Raw genomic sequence first — 16,708 nt, forward strand, 5'->3', positions numbered from 1 at the left:
GCTGATCACGTCGACGAAATTCCGCCGCTTGGACCTGCTTCTCGATACTCAATCGATTGCGGACAAGCGGCTTTCTTTTGATGTTGGCGTCGGTTCAAGCGACGCGTTTCAGACGACCGTCACCGTCTCGCCTTCCACTTTCACCACGCCGCTTGCCTGCAATTCGCCGAGATATTTGCGTATCAGTTGCGTGCGGTCGCCGGAGAGCATGTTTGCGGCAGCGCGCATGGCGCGCGCCTGATCGGCCATCAGCAAGAGCGCGCCGATCTGCATGGAACGCAACTCCATCAGCTTGAATACGATCAACACCTTCAGCGCGTTCTTCGCGTTGCGCTCAGGATCTGCACGCAAGTAATCGATGCGCGATGACGCCATATCCAGCGCCTTCGCAATATCAGTGAACGGCGCGCCGTGGCCCGGGATGACCGCGCGCGCGTCGAGCGTCGCGATCAGGTCGAGCACCGCGCGTTGTTCCGCAAAGCCGCTTTCGCCTTCCAGTTCTGGAAAGATCACGCCGAAGCCGTTCTCCCAGAGGGCATCGGCGCTAATCAGCAAGCGCTCCTCCGCCGAATAAAGCATCAGCGAATGCGGATCGTGGCCGGGCGCGCCGAGCACGGACCAGTCCATGCCGCCAAGTTTGAGCGTCGCGCCCGGAGCAATCGTGCCGGTGAAACTGAAGCGCTCGCAGGTTTGTCCGGTTGCGCGAAACGTGAGTTTCTCTTCGTCCCAGTCGCGCACGGCTTGCGCTTCGGTGTGCGGAATCAGCGTTTCGCACGCAAAGGCCGCTTGCAGCATCGCGTTGCCGCCGCAATGGTCCGAGTGCAAATGCGTGTTCACTATCAGATCGAGCGCGCGTCCGGAGCCAAGCGCGTTGCGCACGAGCGCGAGCGTCTGCGCCGCGTGCGACGAATAGCCGGAATCGATCAGGGCAGTGCGGTTTTCATCGATGAAAAGCACATTGTTCGACGATAACCAGCCGCGCTCGAACACGCGCATTGAAGCCGGAAACGGGATCATTCGCGCTTCTCCAGCTGCGCTGTTGTGGGCATCACCACGATAGTCGCCGTCGCCTTCACCACCGTCTCGCCAAGCTGGTTCTGCGCCTCGCCTTCGAGCTTCACGAGGTCACCGTTGAGACTGGTTTTCCATTGGGCGTCGATCACTCGCCAGCGCATTGTCAGCACGTCGTTCGCCCTCACCGCCCGCACGAGCTTGATGCCGAATTCGAGGCCGAGCGGTTGCGCGTAAGCCGAAAAATGCGTTGCGAGCATCGCCATCAAATGCGCGGTGGGCTGCGTGCCCGATGCAATCAGCGAACCGAAGCGGCTGGCCTTGGCGTAGGCGTCGTCGTGATGCAGCGGGTTTTGGTCGTTCACTAACGTGGCGAACGACTTGATGGAATCCGGCGGCAAATCCAGCGTGGCTTCCAGGCGCTCGCCCATGCGCACAACCCGCGGACGCCGGGACGCCAGATTCAACACGGCGCGTTTTTGCGTGTCATCGAAGGACGACCATCCGGCGATTTCATCGATCGTGCGAAAACAGCCGTCGCACAGTTCGGTGCGCGGATTCATCCTGCACACGTCCGTGCATGGCGACGCCACGGCCTGGCTCATCATGCCGTCTCGCGCAACGCGACGTCCACGACCGGCGCGCCCGTCAGCGCGACAAGTTCCTGCGGCGTCAGGTTAAACACCGCGTGCGGATGACCGGCGGCGGCCCAGAGGCTTTCGAGCGCGAGCAGGTCTTCATCGATCAACGTCACCGGCGGCGTGACATGGCCAATCGGACAAACGCCGCCGATTGCATAACCCGTCTTTTCGCGGACGAACTTTGCATCGGCGCGGCCGAGAGCGCCCACGCGCGCCGCGACCTTCTTTTCATCGACGCGATTTGCGCCGCTCGCAATCACGAGCACGGGCGCGTCGTCTTCCTTGCGTCGAAACAGGATCGACTTGGCGATTTGCGCGACCGAGCAGCCAAGTCCGGCTGCCGCTTCCGCCGATGTCTTGCCGGTTTCCGCCAGCATGACAATGGGTTTGGCATGGCCGCGTTCGCTGAGCAACCGGGCTACGCGGCGGGCGGATTCGGGCAGGGCGTCGAGTGTTTCGTTCATTAGGTTCAGTTCCAGAATGTTCGAGGTGACGGGTTACGCGCCGTCAAGCACGCGCAATCAAACGCAAGGCGTCACGCCGTCGCGCTTCTTCGCGAGCAGCGCGCGTCCCACGCGAGACGCGCTCGGTTTGCCGATTGCCCGCGATATGAAGTCGCCTATATCCACGAGTTGATCCAGGTCCACGCCGGTTTCAATGCCGAGTCCGTGCAGCAGGAAGACCACGTCCTCCGTCGCGACGTTGCCGGTCGCGCCTTTTGCATACGGACAACCGCCGAGACCCGCCACCGACGCATGGAATATCCCGATGCCTTCCTGCAGCGCCGCGTAGACGTTCGCAACGGCCTGGCCGTAGGTATCGTGGAAATGGCCAGAGAGGCGTTCGCGCGGAAATACCTTCGATACCGCCGCCATCACCTCGCGCGTGAGCCCGGCCGTTCCCACGCCGATGGTGTCGGCAATATCGATTTCATCGCAGCCCAGTGCTTTCATGCGTTCGACGACATCGACCACGGAGGCCACCGGCACCCTGCCTTGATACGGGCAGCCGAGCGCGCAGGAAATGCTGCCGCGCAGGCGCAATCCGGCTTCTTTCGCCGCCTTCGCCACCGGTTCGAATCGCGCGATGCTTTCCGCGATGCTGCAATTGATGTTCTTCTGCGAGAACGCTTCGCTCGCCGCGCCGAAGATCACGATCTCATCGGCTTTCGCTTCGAGCGCGGCCTCGAAGCCGCGCATGTTCGGCGTGAGCGCCGAGTAAATGGTGCCCGCGCGCCGGTCGATGCCGGCCATGACAGCGGCGGCATCGGCCATTTGCGGCACCCATTTCGGCGATACGAACGACGTCGATTCCACGTTCTGCAATCCCGCTTTCGCCAGCCGGTTGATCAGTTCGATCTTGATCCCGGTTGCAACAAATTCCTTCTCGTTCTGCAGGCCGTCACGCGGCCCGACTTCGACGATTTTCACTTTAGGCGCAAGCATGCCTGTCTCCTTTTTGGCTGGCGTCAGTAGCCGCGATTCGCGTCGACTATGCCGGATATGGGTTCACCGCGCGTGAGGGCCCGGATCTTCGCCGCGATCTGTTCGATGCTTTCTTCACGCAACGTAACAGCGGCGACATGCGGCGTGATCGCGATGCGCGGCGTGGTCCAGAACGGATGATTATCGGGCAAAGGTTCCTGATGGAAGACATCGAGCGTGGCCGCCGCGATCTGGCCGGATTGCATGGCGTGCAGCAAATCGCTATCCACCACATGCGCGCCACGCGCCAGGTTCACGATATACGCGCCGCGCGCAAGTCGCTCGAACACGCGCGCGTTCAGGATGCCTTCCGTGTCCGGCGTATGCGGCAACAGATTGACGAGCATCTTCGCGCCATCGATAAAAGCATCGAACTGCTCTGCGCCCGCGAACGTCTGCACGCCCTCAATCTCGCGTTTCGTGCGGCTGAAACCGCGAACCGGCACGCCAAGCGTGGTCAGCGTTTGCGCCACGCGCGCGCCCAGCACGCCCATGCCCAGCACGCCCACGGCGAATTCGCCGCGCGCATGCGGTTCGAGTTTTTCCCAGCGGCGGTCGCGCTGGAGTGCATCGTATTCGTCCATTCGGCGCAGATAACGCAGCACCGTGTAGTTCGCGTATTCCACCATCTGCTGCGCCATGCCGCTGTCTTCCAGACGCACGAGCAAGGCATTGGGCGGCAACGTTCCGGGTTCCTTGCGCTCGATATCGAGAATTGCATCCACGCCCGCGCCGAGGTTGAACACGGCCTTCAAATCCGGCCGGTTCGCGAACAGTTCACGCGGCGCGCGCCAGACGACGGCGTAATCCGCGGGATCGGCGTCGCCGGGTTCCCACAGACGGATATCGGCTTCCGGAAGTGCGCGGGAAAGATCTTGAAGCCAGATCGCGGTATCGGCGTTGTGCTCGTAGAAAAGGATCTTCATTGAAGGTTCGTGTTCACTGGAGAAAGGCGCGGGTGGCTAAAAGGCGCGAATTGCACGCGATTCAGGGCATTTTACGGTCTCGCCGGCGAAAACGCGCTGCGGCAATAACCGGCCGTGTACGCCCGCGCCGATAACCAAATGACGATAAGTTGGTTCGCGCGAACGCCGGCTCGCAGCAGAATGGATCCTCACCATGCGGGCTTTTGGCCGCAGCGAGGTTCATATGAGTTCATGCAGCACATCCGCCTGGCCGCCGCGACTCGTCACCGTGCCGGGTTTGCACGGCAGCGAAGGCGCGCATTGGCAAACGTGGCTCGAGCGGCAATTGCCGAAATCGCGCCGCGTGGTGCAGGGCGACTGGGACGCACCCCAGCTCGATACATGGGCGCAAGCCGTGGCAGATACCGTGTCGAGCGTCCGCGGCCGCGTCATTCTTGCCGCGCATAGTTTTGGTTGCCTCGCGGCGGCGCATGCGATTGCAGAAGGGTTGACCGGCGACGCTGTAGTGGGCGTCCTGTTCGTCGCGCCGGCGAGTCCGGACAAGTTTCGCTTTGCGGGTGCGTTCGAGCCGCGGCGGTTGAACGTGCCGTCGGTGTTGATCGCGAGCCAGACCGATCCGTGGATGCCGTTCGATGACGCATTGCGCCTTGCCAGCCAGTTTGGCAGCGCGCTGGTCAATCTTGGCGATGCCGGCCATATCAACACGGCGGCAGGTTTCGGTCCGTGGCCGCGCGCGAAGTATTTCGTCGATACGCTGATTCATTGCGCCGCGCCGTCGCATTTCGAGAAGAAAGAAGTGGAGCGCGATGTATTCGAGCGCTTCGAACAACCGGCGTATGGATAACGCGTCCGACGCCTTGCGGTCCGACCCTTCGAATGTTTTCGATAGAATCGCCGCTGGCGGCGGTTTTTACTATTCGAACAATCGGGGGCTACATGGCGGGTTTGAAGCATTGGGCTGCAATCGCGGCGCTGGGTTTGACCACGTTCGCATACGCGGACACATCGTTGCTGAACGTTTCATACGACGTGACGCGCGAGTTGTACAAGGACATCGATACAGCGTTTATTGCCGACTATAAGCAGAAGAACGGCGAGACGCTGTCCGTGCGCCAGTCGCACGGGGCGTCGAGCGCGCAGGCTTTGTCGGTGATGCAGGGCCTGCAGGCCGACGTGGTGACGATGAACCAGCCTAACGATATCGACCTGCTGGTCGAGCGCGGCGGCCTGGTGCCGGCCAACTGGCGCACGCATTTCCCGAACAACGCGGTGCCGTACACCACGACCATGGTGTTTCTCGTGCGTCGTGGCAACCCAAAGAACATCAAGGACTGGAGCGACCTCGCGCGCCCGGGCGTGCAGGTGGTGATCGCGAATCCGAAGACATCGGGCAATGGCCGGTATGCGTATCTCGCGGCGTGGGGCTACAAGAAGCAGCAAGGCGCTACCGACGAGCAGACTCAAGCGTTCGAGAAGGCCATCTTCAAGAACGTGCCCGTGCTCGATACGGGCGGGCGTGGAGCCACGACCACGTTCACGCAGCGGGGCATTGGCGACGTGCTCGTGACGTTCGAAAACGAGGTTGCGCTGATGGATACGGGCGCGGGCGGCAAGGATTTCGACGCGGTGTATCCGTCGGTGAGCTTGCTGGCTGAGCCGCCGGTTGCCGTGGTCGACAAGGTCGTGGACAAGCGCGGCACGCGCAAGCAGGCGCAGGCATATCTGGAATATTTGTGGACGCCGGCGGCGCAGGAAATCATCGCGCAACATCATTTGCGTCCGCGTAATGCGGAAGTGCTGGCGAAGCACGCAAGCGAGTTCAAGCCAATCAAGACGTTTACGGTGGAACAGGTTTTTGGTAACTGGCAGAAAGCCCAGCAAACCCATTTCTCCGATGGCGGGACGTTCGATCAGGTGATCGTGGACAGGAATTAAGAGCCGCAACGGGGAAGAAAAAAGAGGCGTTCCAACGCAAGTTGGAACGCCTCTTTATTTACTGGCGGATGCGCGTGTTACTGCACCTGCGCATGCGCGCACTTCGCGTCGCAGGCGTCCGCGGTTTCCATCTGCTGTGAAGCCTCGGCGCGCATTCCCAGGCGCTCCAGCAATTTCCTGTCGGCTTCCGCTTGCGGGTTGCTCGTGGTCAGCAACTGGTCGCCGTAGAAAATCGAATTCGCGCCGGCCATGAAGCACAGCGCCTGCAGCGCTTCATCCATCTGCTCCCGTCCCGCCGATAACCGCACCATCGCCTTCGGCATGGTGATGCGCGCAACCGCGATCGTGCGTACGAATTCGAACGGATCGAGCGGCGGGGTGCCCGTGAGCGGCGTGCCTTCCACCTGCACCAGATTGTTGATGGGCACGGACTCCGGATACGGCTCCATGTTCGCCAGTTGCGTAATCAATCCCGCGCGCTCGCGCCGCGATTCGCCCATGCCCACAATGCCGCCGCAACACACGTTGATGCCTGCATCGCGAACGTGTTCGAGCGTGTCCAGACGATCCTGGTACGTGCGCGTGGAGATGATCTGGCCGTAGAACTCCGGCGATGTATCGAGGTTATGGTTGTAGTAGTCCAGGCCCGCGTCGCGCAGACGCGTGGCCTGATGCGCTTCCAGCATGCCGAGCGTCACGCACGTTTCGAGACCCATCGCCTTCACGCCGCGAATCATGTCGGCAATCGGCTCCAGATGCTGATCCTTCGGATTGCGCCACGCCGCGCCCATGCAAAAACGCGTCGCGCCGTTGGCCTTCGCGATCTCCGCGGCCTTCAGGACTTCATCGACGGGCATCAGCTTGTCGGCTTTCAAGCCCGTGTCGTGATGCGACGACTGCGGACAATACGCGCAATCTTCCGGGCAACCGCCGGTCTTGATCGAGAGCAGCGTGGAGAGCTGAACGGTGTTGGCATCGAAATGTTCACGGTGCACGGTCTGCGCGCGAAACAGCAAGTCATTGAAGGGCAGGTCGTACAGCGCGACGATATCGGCCACGCGCCAGCGCGCCAGCGTTTGCGGTGCGGCGGCTTGAGACGGGGTATCGGCGGTTTGCAATTGCGTCATGTGATGATCCTTTTCGTTGTGCGGATAACGATGAATTACTGGCCGGGCGCTGCTGAACGCAATGTGTCCAGCAGCAGGGATGTATCGATATATGTCGTCGCCGTCAGCGCATCGGGCGGTGAGAGGCGAGGAATGGTGCCGAGCAGCGGCGCGTTGTACTGGCTGTCGAGCCGCAACCGGATTGCTTCGATATTCTCTGCGGGAAACAGCATGTCCGGATCGATCTGGTTCGCGACCCAGCCGACGAGTTGCAACCCGCGCGCCGCAATGGCCTCGGCGCTCAGCAATGCATGGCTGATGCAGCCAAGCCGCATGCCGACCACGAGCACGACCGGCAGATGCAATGCGAACGCAAGGTCGGCGGTATCGTGGACGTCGGTGAGCGGCACGCGGAATCCGCCCACGCCTTCCACCACGACCACGTCCGCCTGCTTGACGGCGAACTGGTGCGCGTCAACAATCCGCGCAATATCCAGCGATACGTTCTCGCGCGCCGCCGCAATGTGCGGCGCGGCGGCGTCCTTGAGCATGAACGGCGTGCGTATGGATGGCGGCAGCGCGACGTTCGCGGCGGCGTCGAGCTGATCGGCGTCCTCGTTATGCCATTGCCCGTCGCGTTCGACCGCGCCCGCGGCTATGGGTTTCATCGCGGCGGCGCGTAGCCCGAGCGCGGCGAATCCGTGCAGCAACGCGGCTGAAACGAGCGTCTTGCCGATCTCGGTATCGGTGCCGGTGACAAAGAGTGAGAGTGGCGCGGTCATGATCGATTGCTCAGGGTTTGCAAGGCTTGGTCGAGCGCCGCGAGGTCTTCGTGACTGTGCGCCGCCGACAACGAAATGCGCAGCCGCGACGTGCCCACGGGAACGGTAGGCGGCCGGATCGCCGGAACCCACATGCGGTGTTCGTCGAGCGCGGCGGCGAGTTGCAGCGTCTTTTCATTGCTGCCGATGATCAACGGCTGAACCGCGGTATGCGAGTCCACCGGAAGCCATTGTGTGCGTTTCAAAATTGCGCGCGTACTGTCGATCAGCGTGGCGAGATGCGCCCGCCGCGCGTCGCCTTCTTCTCCGCCGATAATCCTCAAGCTCGCCGATACCGCATGCGCCACCGCCGGCACGGACGCCGTCGTGAAGATATACGGTCGCGCGCGCTGCACGAACCATTCGATCACGGTCTCATGCGCGATCACGAACGCGCCCGACACACCGGCCGCTTTTCCCAGCGTGCCGACATAAACCAGATGCGGCGAGCGCAGCGCGGCTTCCGCCAGCGCGCCGCGTCCGTGCGGGCCGAGCACGCCGAAGCCGTGTGCGTCGTCGACCACGAGCCACGCGCCGTATCGTTCTGCGATTTCGAGCAGGCGCGCGAGCGGCGCAATGTCGCCGTCCATGCTGAACACCGAATCCGTGACGATGATCTTCGCGCCGCTCTCATTGCGCGGTGCATCGAGCATGGCGTCGAGCGCGCCGGCGTCGGCATGAGGATAGATGCGAATGTCAGCACGCGATAAACGCGCGCCGTCGATCAGCGATGCATGGTTCAACGCGTCGCAGAACATCAGCGTGTCGCGGCCGCCTGACGTGCCCAAGGCGCCGAGCGTGGTCAGCGTGGCGAGATTCGCCATGTAGCCGGTGCTGAAGTAAAGCGCGCGCGCCTGATTCACGAAGCCGCCGGAGAACGCCGCGAGGTCGTCTTCGAGCTTCGCGTGCGCGCGCGAATGGCCGCCGAGCAAATGCGATCCGCCGCTGCCCGCGCCGTATTTGCGCGCGCCTTCGGCCAGGGCTTCGCGCAAGGTTTCATGCGCCGCGAGGCCAAGATAATCGTTGCTCGCAAAGCCGATGATCTCGCGTCCATCCACCGTCATGTGCACGGCGCAGGCGGTATCGGCAATGCGACGCCGGCGACGCAATCCATTGCGATCGATATTGGCGAGACCTTGTTTCAGCGTGTCGAACAACGCAGCCGATGTCTCACTCATGCGGCCTCCGCGAGCGTTGCATCGAAAACCGCGCGCGTGCGTTCGGCGAGCAGCGAGAGTTCGTCGTCGCTGAGAATGTATGGCGGCATCAGGTAGACGGTCGTGCCTATCGGACGCAATAAAAGCTCCTGTTTCAAGGCGTTTTCGAAGAAACGCCGTGAGAACGTGCGTGCTTGCGCCGGGTCTTTGATGACAGCGTCGAACGCGAAGATCGTCCCTTGCTGGCGCAGGTTTTTCACTTGCGCATGATCCTGCAACGGACTCAACGCGGCACGCAACGCCGACGATTTCCGATGATTTTCTTCAAGCACGTTTGCTGTATCGAAGAGATCCAGAGTCGCTACGGCCGCGCGGCAGGCAAGCGGATTTCCCGTGTAGGAGTGCGAGTGGAGGAAGCCGCGCGTCATATCATTGTCGTAGAACGCGGCGTAGATTTCATCGCGCGTGAGCACGATCGACAACGGTAAATATCCGCCACTGATTCCCTTCGACAAACACACAAAGTCCGGCCATATTCCGGCTTGCTCGCACGCAAAGAAGGTTCCGGTGCGGCCGCAGCCCACTGCAATTTCATCGGCGATTAGATGCACGCCGTATTCGTCGCAAAGTGCACGAAGTCCCTTCAAATAGGCAGGATCATGCATGGCCATGCCCGCCGCGCACTGAACCAGCGGCTCCACGATAACGGCCGCGAGTTGCGAAGCCTTGGCGTTGAAGAGCGTCTTCATGTCGGCGAGCGCACGCTGAGCGACATCGTGCGCGGTCTCGCCTTCGCGCGCATTGCGTGCATCCGGCGATGTCGCCACGTGCGCATTGCGGATCAGCGGATCGTACGCGTCCTTGAACAAGGCGACATCGGTTACGCCGAGTGCGCCGATGGTCTCGCCGTGATAGCTGTTCGCCAGACACACGAACTCGCGTTTCTCCGCGTGGCCGCCGTTGCGCCAGAAGTGGAAGCTCATTTTCAGCGCGATTTCCACCGCCGACGCGCCATCGGATGCGAAGAAGGCGTGGCCCAGCGTGTTCTGCGTGAGCGCGCTCAGACGTTCGGCGAGCAGGACCGCGGGTTCATGCGTACAGCCCGCGAGCATGGCGTGTTCGAGCGTGTCGAGTTGATCCTTCAGCGCGGCATTGATGTGAGGATTGGCGTGTCCGAAGAGGTTGACCCACCAGGAACTGATGGCATCGAGATAACGGTTGTCTTGGTGGTCATACAGCCACGGACCCTTGCCGCGCGCGATGGGCACGAGCGGCGTGCGCTCGTGGTGCTTCATTTGCGTACACGGATGCCATACGGCGCGAAGAGAGCGGGCAACCCAGTCATCGGTTGCCGGCGTTGGTTGGTTGTTCAGATTCAAAACGACTCCATGAGAACTATCCGGCTGCATTGCGCGATACGGCGCGATTCGCAGCTCGGGCGGCGTTCCCGATTGCATTCACGCAAGCCACGACGGCTTGCGTTTTTCCAGAAAACTGCGCACGCCGTCGCGGCCTTCATCCGAGGCGCGAATTCGTGCAATACGGTCGGCGGTGTCCGAGATCAGCGTGTCGTCGATGGGTTTGTCGGCCAGATCGACCACCAGTTGCTTGCACTCGCGCACGGCGTTCGGACTGTTCGCCGCGATAGCCGCGGCGACTGCGTCCACGGTTGCATCCAGGTCTTCGGCCGTGACGACTTGATGCACGAGGCCGATGCGCAGCGCTTCGGCGGCATCGATACGTTCCGCCGTCACGAAATACCGGTGCGATGCGCGCGCGCCGATTGCCCGGATGACGTACGGCGCGATGGTCGCGGGTATCAGGCCGAGTTTTGCTTCGGAGAGGCAGAAGTGGGCCGAATCCGCGGTGATGGCTATATCCGCGACGGCGACGAGACCCATGCCGCCGGCATAGGCGTCGCCCTGGACGCGTGCGATTACCGGTTTATTGCATGTGTGGATGGCGTTGAGCATGGTTGCCAGGCCGAGTGCATCGGCGCGATTTTCCGCGTCCGAGTAATCCGCCATGCGTTTCATCCAGTTGAGGTCGGCGCCGGCGCAGAACGCGGGGCCATTTGCGGCGAGGACGATTACGCGAACTGAGGCGTCGTCGGCGAGGGCGCGGAATGCGGCGGTCAGTTCAACGATGGTGGCATCGTCGAAGGCGTTGCGCACGTCGGGCCGATTGAGCGTGACGCGCGCCACGTGGCCTTCGGCGGTGACGGTTAGGCGCTGCAGGTTCATATCGGGCATGGTGGCTTCGCCAGGGGTGTTTCGATGTGTCGATTATCTCTAAATTTTTGGTGGGGGTTTTGAATTGCGGTTTTTGGGGAGAGTGCGGGGCGCGGTGCGCGGGAAGGGGTTTTTTGTCTTTGGTGCTAACTTCGTAGTAGTGGTCGGCTTCGCGGAGGGATTTGCTCGGAAGTTCGCGGTTTGTGGGGGGCGGCGGGGTCCTGCTTTTTAGGGCTTCGCGCGTTCTGTTTTAGCTGTCATTTTTAGCACTGTTAGCCACTGTCCGTGGCGGGACTTCATTTCTTTGTCAAACGAAGTAAGGCCCGCGAACATGCGAAGCTAAAGAGACACTTACTCTTTTAATCGAGTTTCGGTACTGTTTCCTGTTGTGATAGCAAGATGGTCTTTTAAAAACTGCGATCTGGATGCGAGCGCAAGCAATATCATTCCGCCGAAACGGCGCGCGAAATCGTCATCGATTCGGTTGTGAAAATCATCGAGTGGTACATCAAAACTTGTGTGTTTTGCCAACACCCCGGCAATAGCATCCAGAGGAACGTGAAACGTAGAAATTGCGTTTGTTTCTTCGTTATAGATGGACACGCTGCACGTCTGACGTTTTGATTGCATCAATAACTCCTGCATTGCTGATAGTTGGCGAAAGCGCGAGCTTTACATTCAGTATAGTAAGCGGGACTCTGGAACATAGCGCGGCCCGCAGCACACAAGTCCATATCTGTTTCGTAATTTGCGAAGCATTCCGCTTCATGCGCCTCACTAACCCCACGCGCCGCAATCGACATTACATCATTGCTGGTCGCGTTTTTGACGTACTCGAACGGCGCGGCGTCGCCTAGCGGTGTGCTGCCCGAGCCAATCTCCGACACTTCGCCCAAGTCAAAAACATCGTCATCGCGCGACGGCAACGAAGATGCGACCATAGACGCCGCCGAAGCGAGCGCAGCAAGTGCGTCGCGCTTCGCCCACGCGGCCAGATTGCGTTCCCCCGCCTCGGTGACTGTTTCGATATGCCGGTACGGTTTTAGCGCGTTCGCTTCGCGCCTAATACGGTCATCGATTGACTTGTTATACGCCTTCAGGTCATCGGAGTACGCTTTCGAACGCGCCATGTAAGCACGACCGCGTTCGTCCTGGTCGCGTTTATACGCCGCGTAATCGAACTCGCGCTTTGGAACGAAGCCATCATGCGCAATGTATTCTGGCTTGGCGCGCACGATTACAGCTGCTTCGTTTCGCACTTCCCAGCAGAGCGCCTTGATGATGTCGCCGGGGCGATCACCGTAGGGACTGGCCCGGTAGGAGGGAATGGACTCGACAAGGAACTTTTGAATGCGTGCAACCAGTTCTGGCTGGCTCGCCCAATGCTCGAAATTGGCGGCTTTGAACAGCGCTTTACCGGCTTCAAGCGCTTTCGTTTGTTCTGGGGTTCTGCCATTCGGCGCGTAGTCCCATTTCTTATAAAGCAAGAATCGATGGCCCTCGTATCTCATGAGTTCCGTTGTCATTCTCGTTATTTTCGTTGTTTCGACAGCCGCTACGCTAACGTACTTTTCCGCGCGTTCATCTCATAAAAGAGCGCGCGGCTTGATGGTCAGGACTTCAGATTTTGGAGTAGTGCGCGGATATCATCGACGCGCCGAAAAACCGACTTATGCGAGACACGCACGCCAGCGCGGGAAAAATCCCTTTTCTCACGCCGCGCCGCCACGTCAAACCAAGACCGGAGCTAACGCCGACACTTGAGCGACGGTTAGCAATTGATCGGATGGTAGGCATTCGAACGTTAGACGCGCCGCGTCGGGCACGGCGGCGCGTGATCGTGGCATCGGGTCAGCATCGGGCGGCGCGGCACGTCTGCTTGGCTTCTGGTTCTTCAACATCGTCTTCGAGCCTCATATTGTTACCAGCGGGGTAACGGGAACAAGAGCCGGGACGCGTTTAGGCGTTGCGCATGTTTGAGTATGACGCGATCCCATAACCAAAAGCCTTGCGCGGTACGTGATAGCGCAGCCGCCCCAATAGATATAGGCGCGTGGTTATGTACTGCTTGCAACGAAGGCAGCAAATCAAGATTCCGGGTTAGAAAATTGACGAACAGCGGGTCTAGCGAATAAACGTCATGGTCGGTTGTAAAGGTTACTACTCAATAGCTTTCAAAGGCTATCCGGTACTGCGTAGCCGGAATCAAGCAACCTACAGTACAGCGCACGCTGCACCGTTTTCGCGCGCGATACGCGCGTCCTAACGCTGCGTCGCTTCTCGACTCCGTGTCCTGACTAAGCAAGCGCCGCGCGACGAAATCCAAGATGGCTTGTGCGTCCATTGTGGTCAACTGTTCAACGATCGGATACCCACACGCTTCGCCGTCGGGGTGTTTGGCCGTACTGGTTTCGTGGGATTCTGTGCTTGCCCGAGAACGCTGGTGGCGAAGCGTGTGGATGTAGGGGTTCGGAGGGGGAGGGTTTCAGGTGTTGTTGGTTATGGCGTCGAGGGTTCTTTTGAAGTCCCAAGCAGATGTCACTGCACGCTCGGGACACTTAAGAGTTAGCGGTTGGAAGGCGTTTTCTTTGCTTCGTTTCTTTTTCGCCGTTGGAAAAAGAAATGAAGTCCCGCCACGGATAGTGGCTAACAATGCTAAAGAGGAACAACGAACAGGGAACGCGCAAAGCCCTAAAAAGCAGGCCCCCCAACCCTGCCCCCTACCTCGATGCAGTCTGCGTCTGCGCCGCACTGCGCTCACTCCAGACCACTGCATTATTCACCGCATAAAGCCTGCACGGCTCCGTGCTCTGCTTCTGACATCCATCGAGCGCAACGGCCATGGGATCATCGCCGCCCTCGGCCCACGACCATGCTCCCGAATCCGACACGGCAAACGCGCGACTCGAATACTGATGCAGGAAATTCTCATACCCCTCGCGGCCGCGTTCATCGAGAAAAGGCACCGCCGCCACGGCATCCACATTCGCATAACCCGTCGGCGACGGCGCCTGTGGATACGTAACCTGATACTGCAAGTCCGTTGGCATGCCAATATCGGCGAGGAACGCCTTCACCCGCGGCCACCAGATCGGCACGCCATCGCGATCACCCACCAGCCGGTGCGCATCGTTCTTGTACGCCCCAAAATCCACCATGTCCGCCCGTGCGCCATGCGCTGTGTACGACGCAAACATGTCGTCGGGAAGCGATCCCTGCCAGACCGAATCATTGCTGCCGTACATCCACAGCGACGGCAACTTCACATGCTCGCCGTACTCGCCAAACGCACTGGTCAAATTCTTCTGCCAGTTCGGACATTCATCCTGCCGAAGACCACCCGAGAAATTTATCAGACCACGCACGCCAATATCCGAACGTGCATCGCGCGCACCGTAAGCCATCGTGACCAGACCACCGTGCGACGCGCCCGCCACGACCACATGCTTGCTGTCCACAAACGGCTGCTTGTCCATGTAAGCTACAGTCGCGGCCACATCCCGCGCCTGCGTGAAACCGTTGGCTTCGACGTTGCATCCGTTCCCGGTGTATTCGCCACCAGACTGGGCGAAACCGCGACGATTCGGCACGACGACCACATACCCGTGGCGCACGAATTCACGCGCCAGCGCAAGCGGACGCGCGCGCGGCTGGTCATGTGCGTTGCCAGGAAGTTTGCCGTGGTTGAAAACGACCATCGGGAACGGGCCCACGCCGTTGGGCTTGAACAGCGTGGTTTCGAGCGTCACATCGCCCGACGGGATTTCGATGACCGACTCGTTGAGGCTCGCATCGACAACCGGAAGCGACGGATCGAAGGCAGGCGTCACCGTGCCAAATGCCGGTGCTTCGAGCGACGCATATTGCTGCGCGCCGGGAAACGGTTCTGCGGACGCCCGAGTGGACATTGCCACCAGCGTTGCCGCCACCGCACATACCGCTAAACAACCCGACACCGCTTCCCTGAATGCCATCCCCGAAACTCCGCCTGCTTTCGACCCCGCTGCTGATTAGCTAAAACGCGGGCCGGCTTATTGTCACAATCCATCAGTTCCGCGCGCTCTGACTGCAGAGAACAGTATTGCCTGGCGGTCCGTGAAGTCATGCCCCGAACAGGCATGACAATGGGCTTCAATATGCAACGTCAGTCCGTGGGCCGGTAATTAGCTTATGAAACAATAGCTTGCTACCGATTCGCCAACGGCTGGCTAAAAGACAGGGTACCCGGACAAAATCATTTGGCGCAATTAGAAAGTACCCGTGCGCCACACTAATTTTTCGACGAAAGCAGCCGTTAAGGAAATATTTGCCGCGATGTCCGGCCAAGGCCGCGCGCGTTGTTTTAGTCGCGAAGATCGCCGTCGATATAACGCCAATGGCCGGCGTTATCGCGCTCGAACCGGCTGGTTTCATGCAGCCGATGCGCCCGTCCGCCAGTCTTGTAACGGGCAACGAATTCGACCTCGGCGCGATTTGAATCGATGGACGTATGGCGTTTGATCTGCAGGCCAAGCCAGCGCGTGTCGCGATCAGCGGACGCGTCGAGGTCGGGCGGACAGGTGGCGTCGCCCCACGTTGCGCGCAGATAGCCCGTGTCGCCGATTACGTAAGCGGTGTAGCGCGAACGCATCAGTTCCATTGCCGTGGCCGGCGCTTCGCCGCCTTCTATGAAGCGTCCGCAACATTGAGCGTAGCTCGGCGCGTGCTTGACGCTTGCTCCGGGCGACGCTCCGCCGCACGGACATTCCACCGGCGGGTTCATGCGTCGACACCCGGCATCTCGATGTGACCCGGCTGCGCTTTCACCCGCGCGAGCCACGCGCGAATGGCGGGATATGGGCCGAGATCGAGGTTGGCTTCATCGGCGACATGGGTGTATGCATAGAGCGCAATGTCCGCGATGCTGTATTGCTCATCGACGAAAAAAGTGCGCGTGGCCAGATGCGTTTCCATCACGTCCAGTGCCCGATACGAACCCGCGGTCTTCTCGGGCAAGCGCGGATCGTCGGGCCGCCTGGTGAATTGAAGGATGAAGCGCGCGACCGCCACGTTGGGCTCGTGGCTGTATTGCTCGAAGAACATCCACTGCAGCACGCGCGCCCGGGAGAGCCGCTCCGTGGGCAGCAGCGGCGTGCCTTCGGCGAGGTAAAAGAGAATGGCGTCGGACTCGAAGAGGCACGTGTTTGCATCGATCTGCAGAACCGGGACCTTGCCATTCGGGTTCATCTGACGAAATGTCTCGGTGCGCGTGGCGCCGTTCATCATGTCCACTTCGTGCCACACATACGGCAGCTTCAGTTGTTCGAGCGCGAGCCGCACCTTGTAGCAATTTCCCGACGACGCCACGCCATGCACTTGATACGTCACTTCATGTCCTCGTTCGTGTGATTGAAACA

The 16,708-nt window shown here is 60.5% G+C and carries 17 protein-coding genes; 2 read left to right on the top strand and 15 right to left on the bottom strand.

Annotated features, from left to right (window positions below):
- Positions 1-108 precede the first annotated feature (108 nt).
- Genes ACRWA7_RS17050 through ACRWA7_RS17070 form a run of 5 tightly spaced genes read right to left on the bottom strand, consistent with a single transcriptional unit; the run spans position 109 to position 4,062 of the window.
- Positions 109-1,017: an MBL fold metallo-hydrolase gene (locus ACRWA7_RS17050; RefSeq protein ID WP_438395091.1), complete on the bottom strand. Its 909-nt coding sequence runs from the start codon at positions 1,015-1,017 to the stop codon at positions 109-111.
- Positions 1,014-1,616: a DUF1289 domain-containing protein gene (locus ACRWA7_RS17055; RefSeq protein WP_438396869.1), complete on the bottom strand. Its 603-nt coding sequence runs from the start codon at positions 1,614-1,616 to the stop codon at positions 1,014-1,016. Before ACRWA7_RS17055 ends, ACRWA7_RS17050 begins: the two co-directional genes overlap by 4 nt.
- A complete protein-coding gene (locus ACRWA7_RS17060; protein WP_438395093.1) occupies positions 1,616-2,116 on the bottom strand; it encodes a YbaK/EbsC family protein in 501 nt (166 codons plus the stop codon). Before ACRWA7_RS17060 ends, ACRWA7_RS17055 begins: the two co-directional genes overlap by 1 nt.
- Positions 2,117-2,173: 57 nt before the next feature.
- Positions 2,174-3,097, bottom strand: coding sequence for a hydroxymethylglutaryl-CoA lyase (locus tag ACRWA7_RS17065; protein ID WP_438395094.1), 924 nt, complete (start codon positions 3,095-3,097; stop codon positions 2,174-2,176).
- Positions 3,098-3,120: 23 nt separating this feature from the next.
- Entirely contained in the window at positions 3,121-4,062 is a 942-nt protein-coding gene (locus tag ACRWA7_RS17070; protein ID WP_438395096.1) for a 2-hydroxyacid dehydrogenase, read from the bottom strand.
- Positions 4,063-4,285: 223 nt separating this feature from the next.
- Here ACRWA7_RS17070 and ACRWA7_RS17075 point away from each other — a divergent pair, with 223 nt between their 5' ends.
- Together ACRWA7_RS17075 and ACRWA7_RS17080 are read left to right on the top strand one after the other, a co-directional pair.
- Entirely contained in the window at positions 4,286-4,906 is a 621-nt protein-coding gene (locus ACRWA7_RS17075) for an RBBP9/YdeN family alpha/beta hydrolase (RefSeq protein WP_438395097.1), read from the top strand.
- 92 nt (positions 4,907-4,998) lie between these two features.
- Positions 4,999-5,997 carry a sulfate ABC transporter substrate-binding protein gene (locus ACRWA7_RS17080; RefSeq protein WP_060817760.1) on the top strand — a complete coding sequence of 333 codons (999 nt, stop codon included), beginning with the start codon at positions 4,999-5,001 and terminating at the stop codon, positions 5,995-5,997.
- Positions 5,998-6,074: 77 nt separating this feature from the next.
- Here ACRWA7_RS17080 and bioB read toward each other — a convergent pair whose 3' ends face one another.
- The 10 genes from bioB to ACRWA7_RS17130 all read right to left on the bottom strand — a co-directional run bounded on the left by bioB (position 6,075) and on the right by ACRWA7_RS17130 (position 16,679).
- Positions 6,075-7,124, bottom strand: coding sequence for a biotin synthase BioB (gene bioB / locus ACRWA7_RS17085; protein WP_438395099.1), 1,050 nt, complete (start codon positions 7,122-7,124; stop codon positions 6,075-6,077).
- Between the two features lie 35 nt (positions 7,125-7,159).
- Positions 7,160-7,885: a dethiobiotin synthase gene (bioD, locus tag ACRWA7_RS17090; protein WP_438395101.1), complete on the bottom strand. Its 726-nt coding sequence runs from the start codon at positions 7,883-7,885 to the stop codon at positions 7,160-7,162.
- Positions 7,882-9,102, bottom strand: coding sequence for an 8-amino-7-oxononanoate synthase (gene bioF, locus ACRWA7_RS17095; protein ID WP_438395103.1), 1,221 nt, complete (start codon positions 9,100-9,102; stop codon positions 7,882-7,884). Before bioF ends, bioD begins: the two co-directional genes overlap by 4 nt.
- Positions 9,099-10,490 (bottom strand): adenosylmethionine--8-amino-7-oxononanoate transaminase, encoded by a 1,392-nt coding sequence (bioA, locus tag ACRWA7_RS17100; protein ID WP_438396870.1) that lies wholly within the window; start codon positions 10,488-10,490, stop codon positions 9,099-9,101. The genes bioF and bioA overlap by 4 nt, the downstream gene beginning before the upstream one ends.
- Positions 10,491-10,538: 48 nt before the next feature.
- Positions 10,539-11,324, bottom strand: a complete 786-nt coding sequence (locus ACRWA7_RS17105) for an enoyl-CoA hydratase/isomerase family protein (RefSeq protein WP_438396871.1) — start codon at positions 11,322-11,324, stop codon at positions 10,539-10,541.
- Positions 11,325-11,663: 339 nt separating this feature from the next.
- On the bottom strand, positions 11,664-11,942 hold the full coding sequence (locus tag ACRWA7_RS17110; RefSeq protein WP_438395105.1) for a hypothetical protein: 279 nt from the start codon (positions 11,940-11,942) through the stop codon (positions 11,664-11,666).
- Entirely contained in the window at positions 11,942-12,838 is an 897-nt protein-coding gene (locus ACRWA7_RS17115; RefSeq protein WP_438395107.1) for a hypothetical protein, read from the bottom strand. Before ACRWA7_RS17115 ends, ACRWA7_RS17110 begins: the two co-directional genes overlap by 1 nt.
- A 1,194-nt stretch (positions 12,839-14,032) precedes the next feature.
- Complete coding sequence (locus tag ACRWA7_RS17120) at positions 14,033-15,286, bottom strand: dienelactone hydrolase family protein (protein WP_438395109.1); 1,254 nt, start codon at positions 15,284-15,286, stop codon at positions 14,033-14,035.
- A 368-nt stretch (positions 15,287-15,654) separates the two neighbouring features.
- Positions 15,655-16,074: a YchJ family protein gene (locus tag ACRWA7_RS17125; protein ID WP_438395111.1), complete on the bottom strand. Its 420-nt coding sequence runs from the start codon at positions 16,072-16,074 to the stop codon at positions 15,655-15,657.
- The gene (locus tag ACRWA7_RS17130; RefSeq protein ID WP_438395112.1) at positions 16,071-16,679 is read right to left on the bottom strand and encodes a glutathione S-transferase family protein; all 609 of its coding nucleotides are present in this window, start codon (positions 16,677-16,679) and stop codon (positions 16,071-16,073) included. Before ACRWA7_RS17130 ends, ACRWA7_RS17125 begins: the two co-directional genes overlap by 4 nt.
- Positions 16,680-16,708 lie beyond the last annotated feature (29 nt).

The organism is Caballeronia sp. DA-9 (genome assembly GCF_051615025.1).
GTDB classification, from domain to species: domain Bacteria; phylum Pseudomonadota; class Gammaproteobacteria; order Burkholderiales; family Burkholderiaceae; genus Caballeronia; species Caballeronia sordidicola.

Excerpts from the sequence above, each read along its gene's own strand:
- ACRWA7_RS17050 (WP_438395091.1), bottom strand. The coding sequence starts at position 1,017 with ATGATCCCGTTTCCGGCTTCAATGCGCGTGTTCGAGCGCGGCTGGTTA.
- ACRWA7_RS17055 (WP_438396869.1), bottom strand. The coding sequence starts at position 1,616 with ATGAGCCAGGCCGTGGCGTCGCCATGCACGGACGTGTGCAGGATGAAT.
- ACRWA7_RS17060 (WP_438395093.1), bottom strand. The coding sequence starts at position 2,116 with ATGAACGAAACACTCGACGCCCTGCCCGAATCCGCCCGCCGCGTAGCC.
- ACRWA7_RS17065 (WP_438395094.1), bottom strand. The coding sequence starts at position 3,097 with ATGCTTGCGCCTAAAGTGAAAATCGTCGAAGTCGGGCCGCGTGACGGC.
- ACRWA7_RS17070 (WP_438395096.1), bottom strand. The coding sequence starts at position 4,062 with ATGAAGATCCTTTTCTACGAGCACAACGCCGATACCGCGATCTGGCTT.
- ACRWA7_RS17075 (WP_438395097.1), top strand. The coding sequence starts at position 4,286 with ATGAGTTCATGCAGCACATCCGCCTGGCCGCCGCGACTCGTCACCGTG.
- ACRWA7_RS17080 (WP_060817760.1), top strand. The coding sequence starts at position 4,999 with ATGGCGGGTTTGAAGCATTGGGCTGCAATCGCGGCGCTGGGTTTGACC.
- bioB (WP_438395099.1), bottom strand. The coding sequence starts at position 7,124 with ATGACGCAATTGCAAACCGCCGATACCCCGTCTCAAGCCGCCGCACCG.
- bioD (WP_438395101.1), bottom strand. The coding sequence starts at position 7,885 with ATGACCGCGCCACTCTCACTCTTTGTCACCGGCACCGATACCGAGATC.
- bioF (WP_438395103.1), bottom strand. The coding sequence starts at position 9,102 with ATGAGTGAGACATCGGCTGCGTTGTTCGACACGCTGAAACAAGGTCTC.
- bioA (WP_438396870.1), bottom strand. The coding sequence starts at position 10,490 with ATGCAGCCGGATAGTTCTCATGGAGTCGTTTTGAATCTGAACAACCAA.
- ACRWA7_RS17105 (WP_438396871.1), bottom strand. The coding sequence starts at position 11,324 with ATGAACCTGCAGCGCCTAACCGTCACCGCCGAAGGCCACGTGGCGCGC.
- ACRWA7_RS17110 (WP_438395105.1), bottom strand. The coding sequence starts at position 11,942 with ATGCAATCAAAACGTCAGACGTGCAGCGTGTCCATCTATAACGAAGAA.
- ACRWA7_RS17115 (WP_438395107.1), bottom strand. The coding sequence starts at position 12,838 with ATGACAACGGAACTCATGAGATACGAGGGCCATCGATTCTTGCTTTAT.
- ACRWA7_RS17120 (WP_438395109.1), bottom strand. The coding sequence starts at position 15,286 with ATGGCATTCAGGGAAGCGGTGTCGGGTTGTTTAGCGGTATGTGCGGTG.
- ACRWA7_RS17125 (WP_438395111.1), bottom strand. The coding sequence starts at position 16,074 with ATGAACCCGCCGGTGGAATGTCCGTGCGGCGGAGCGTCGCCCGGAGCA.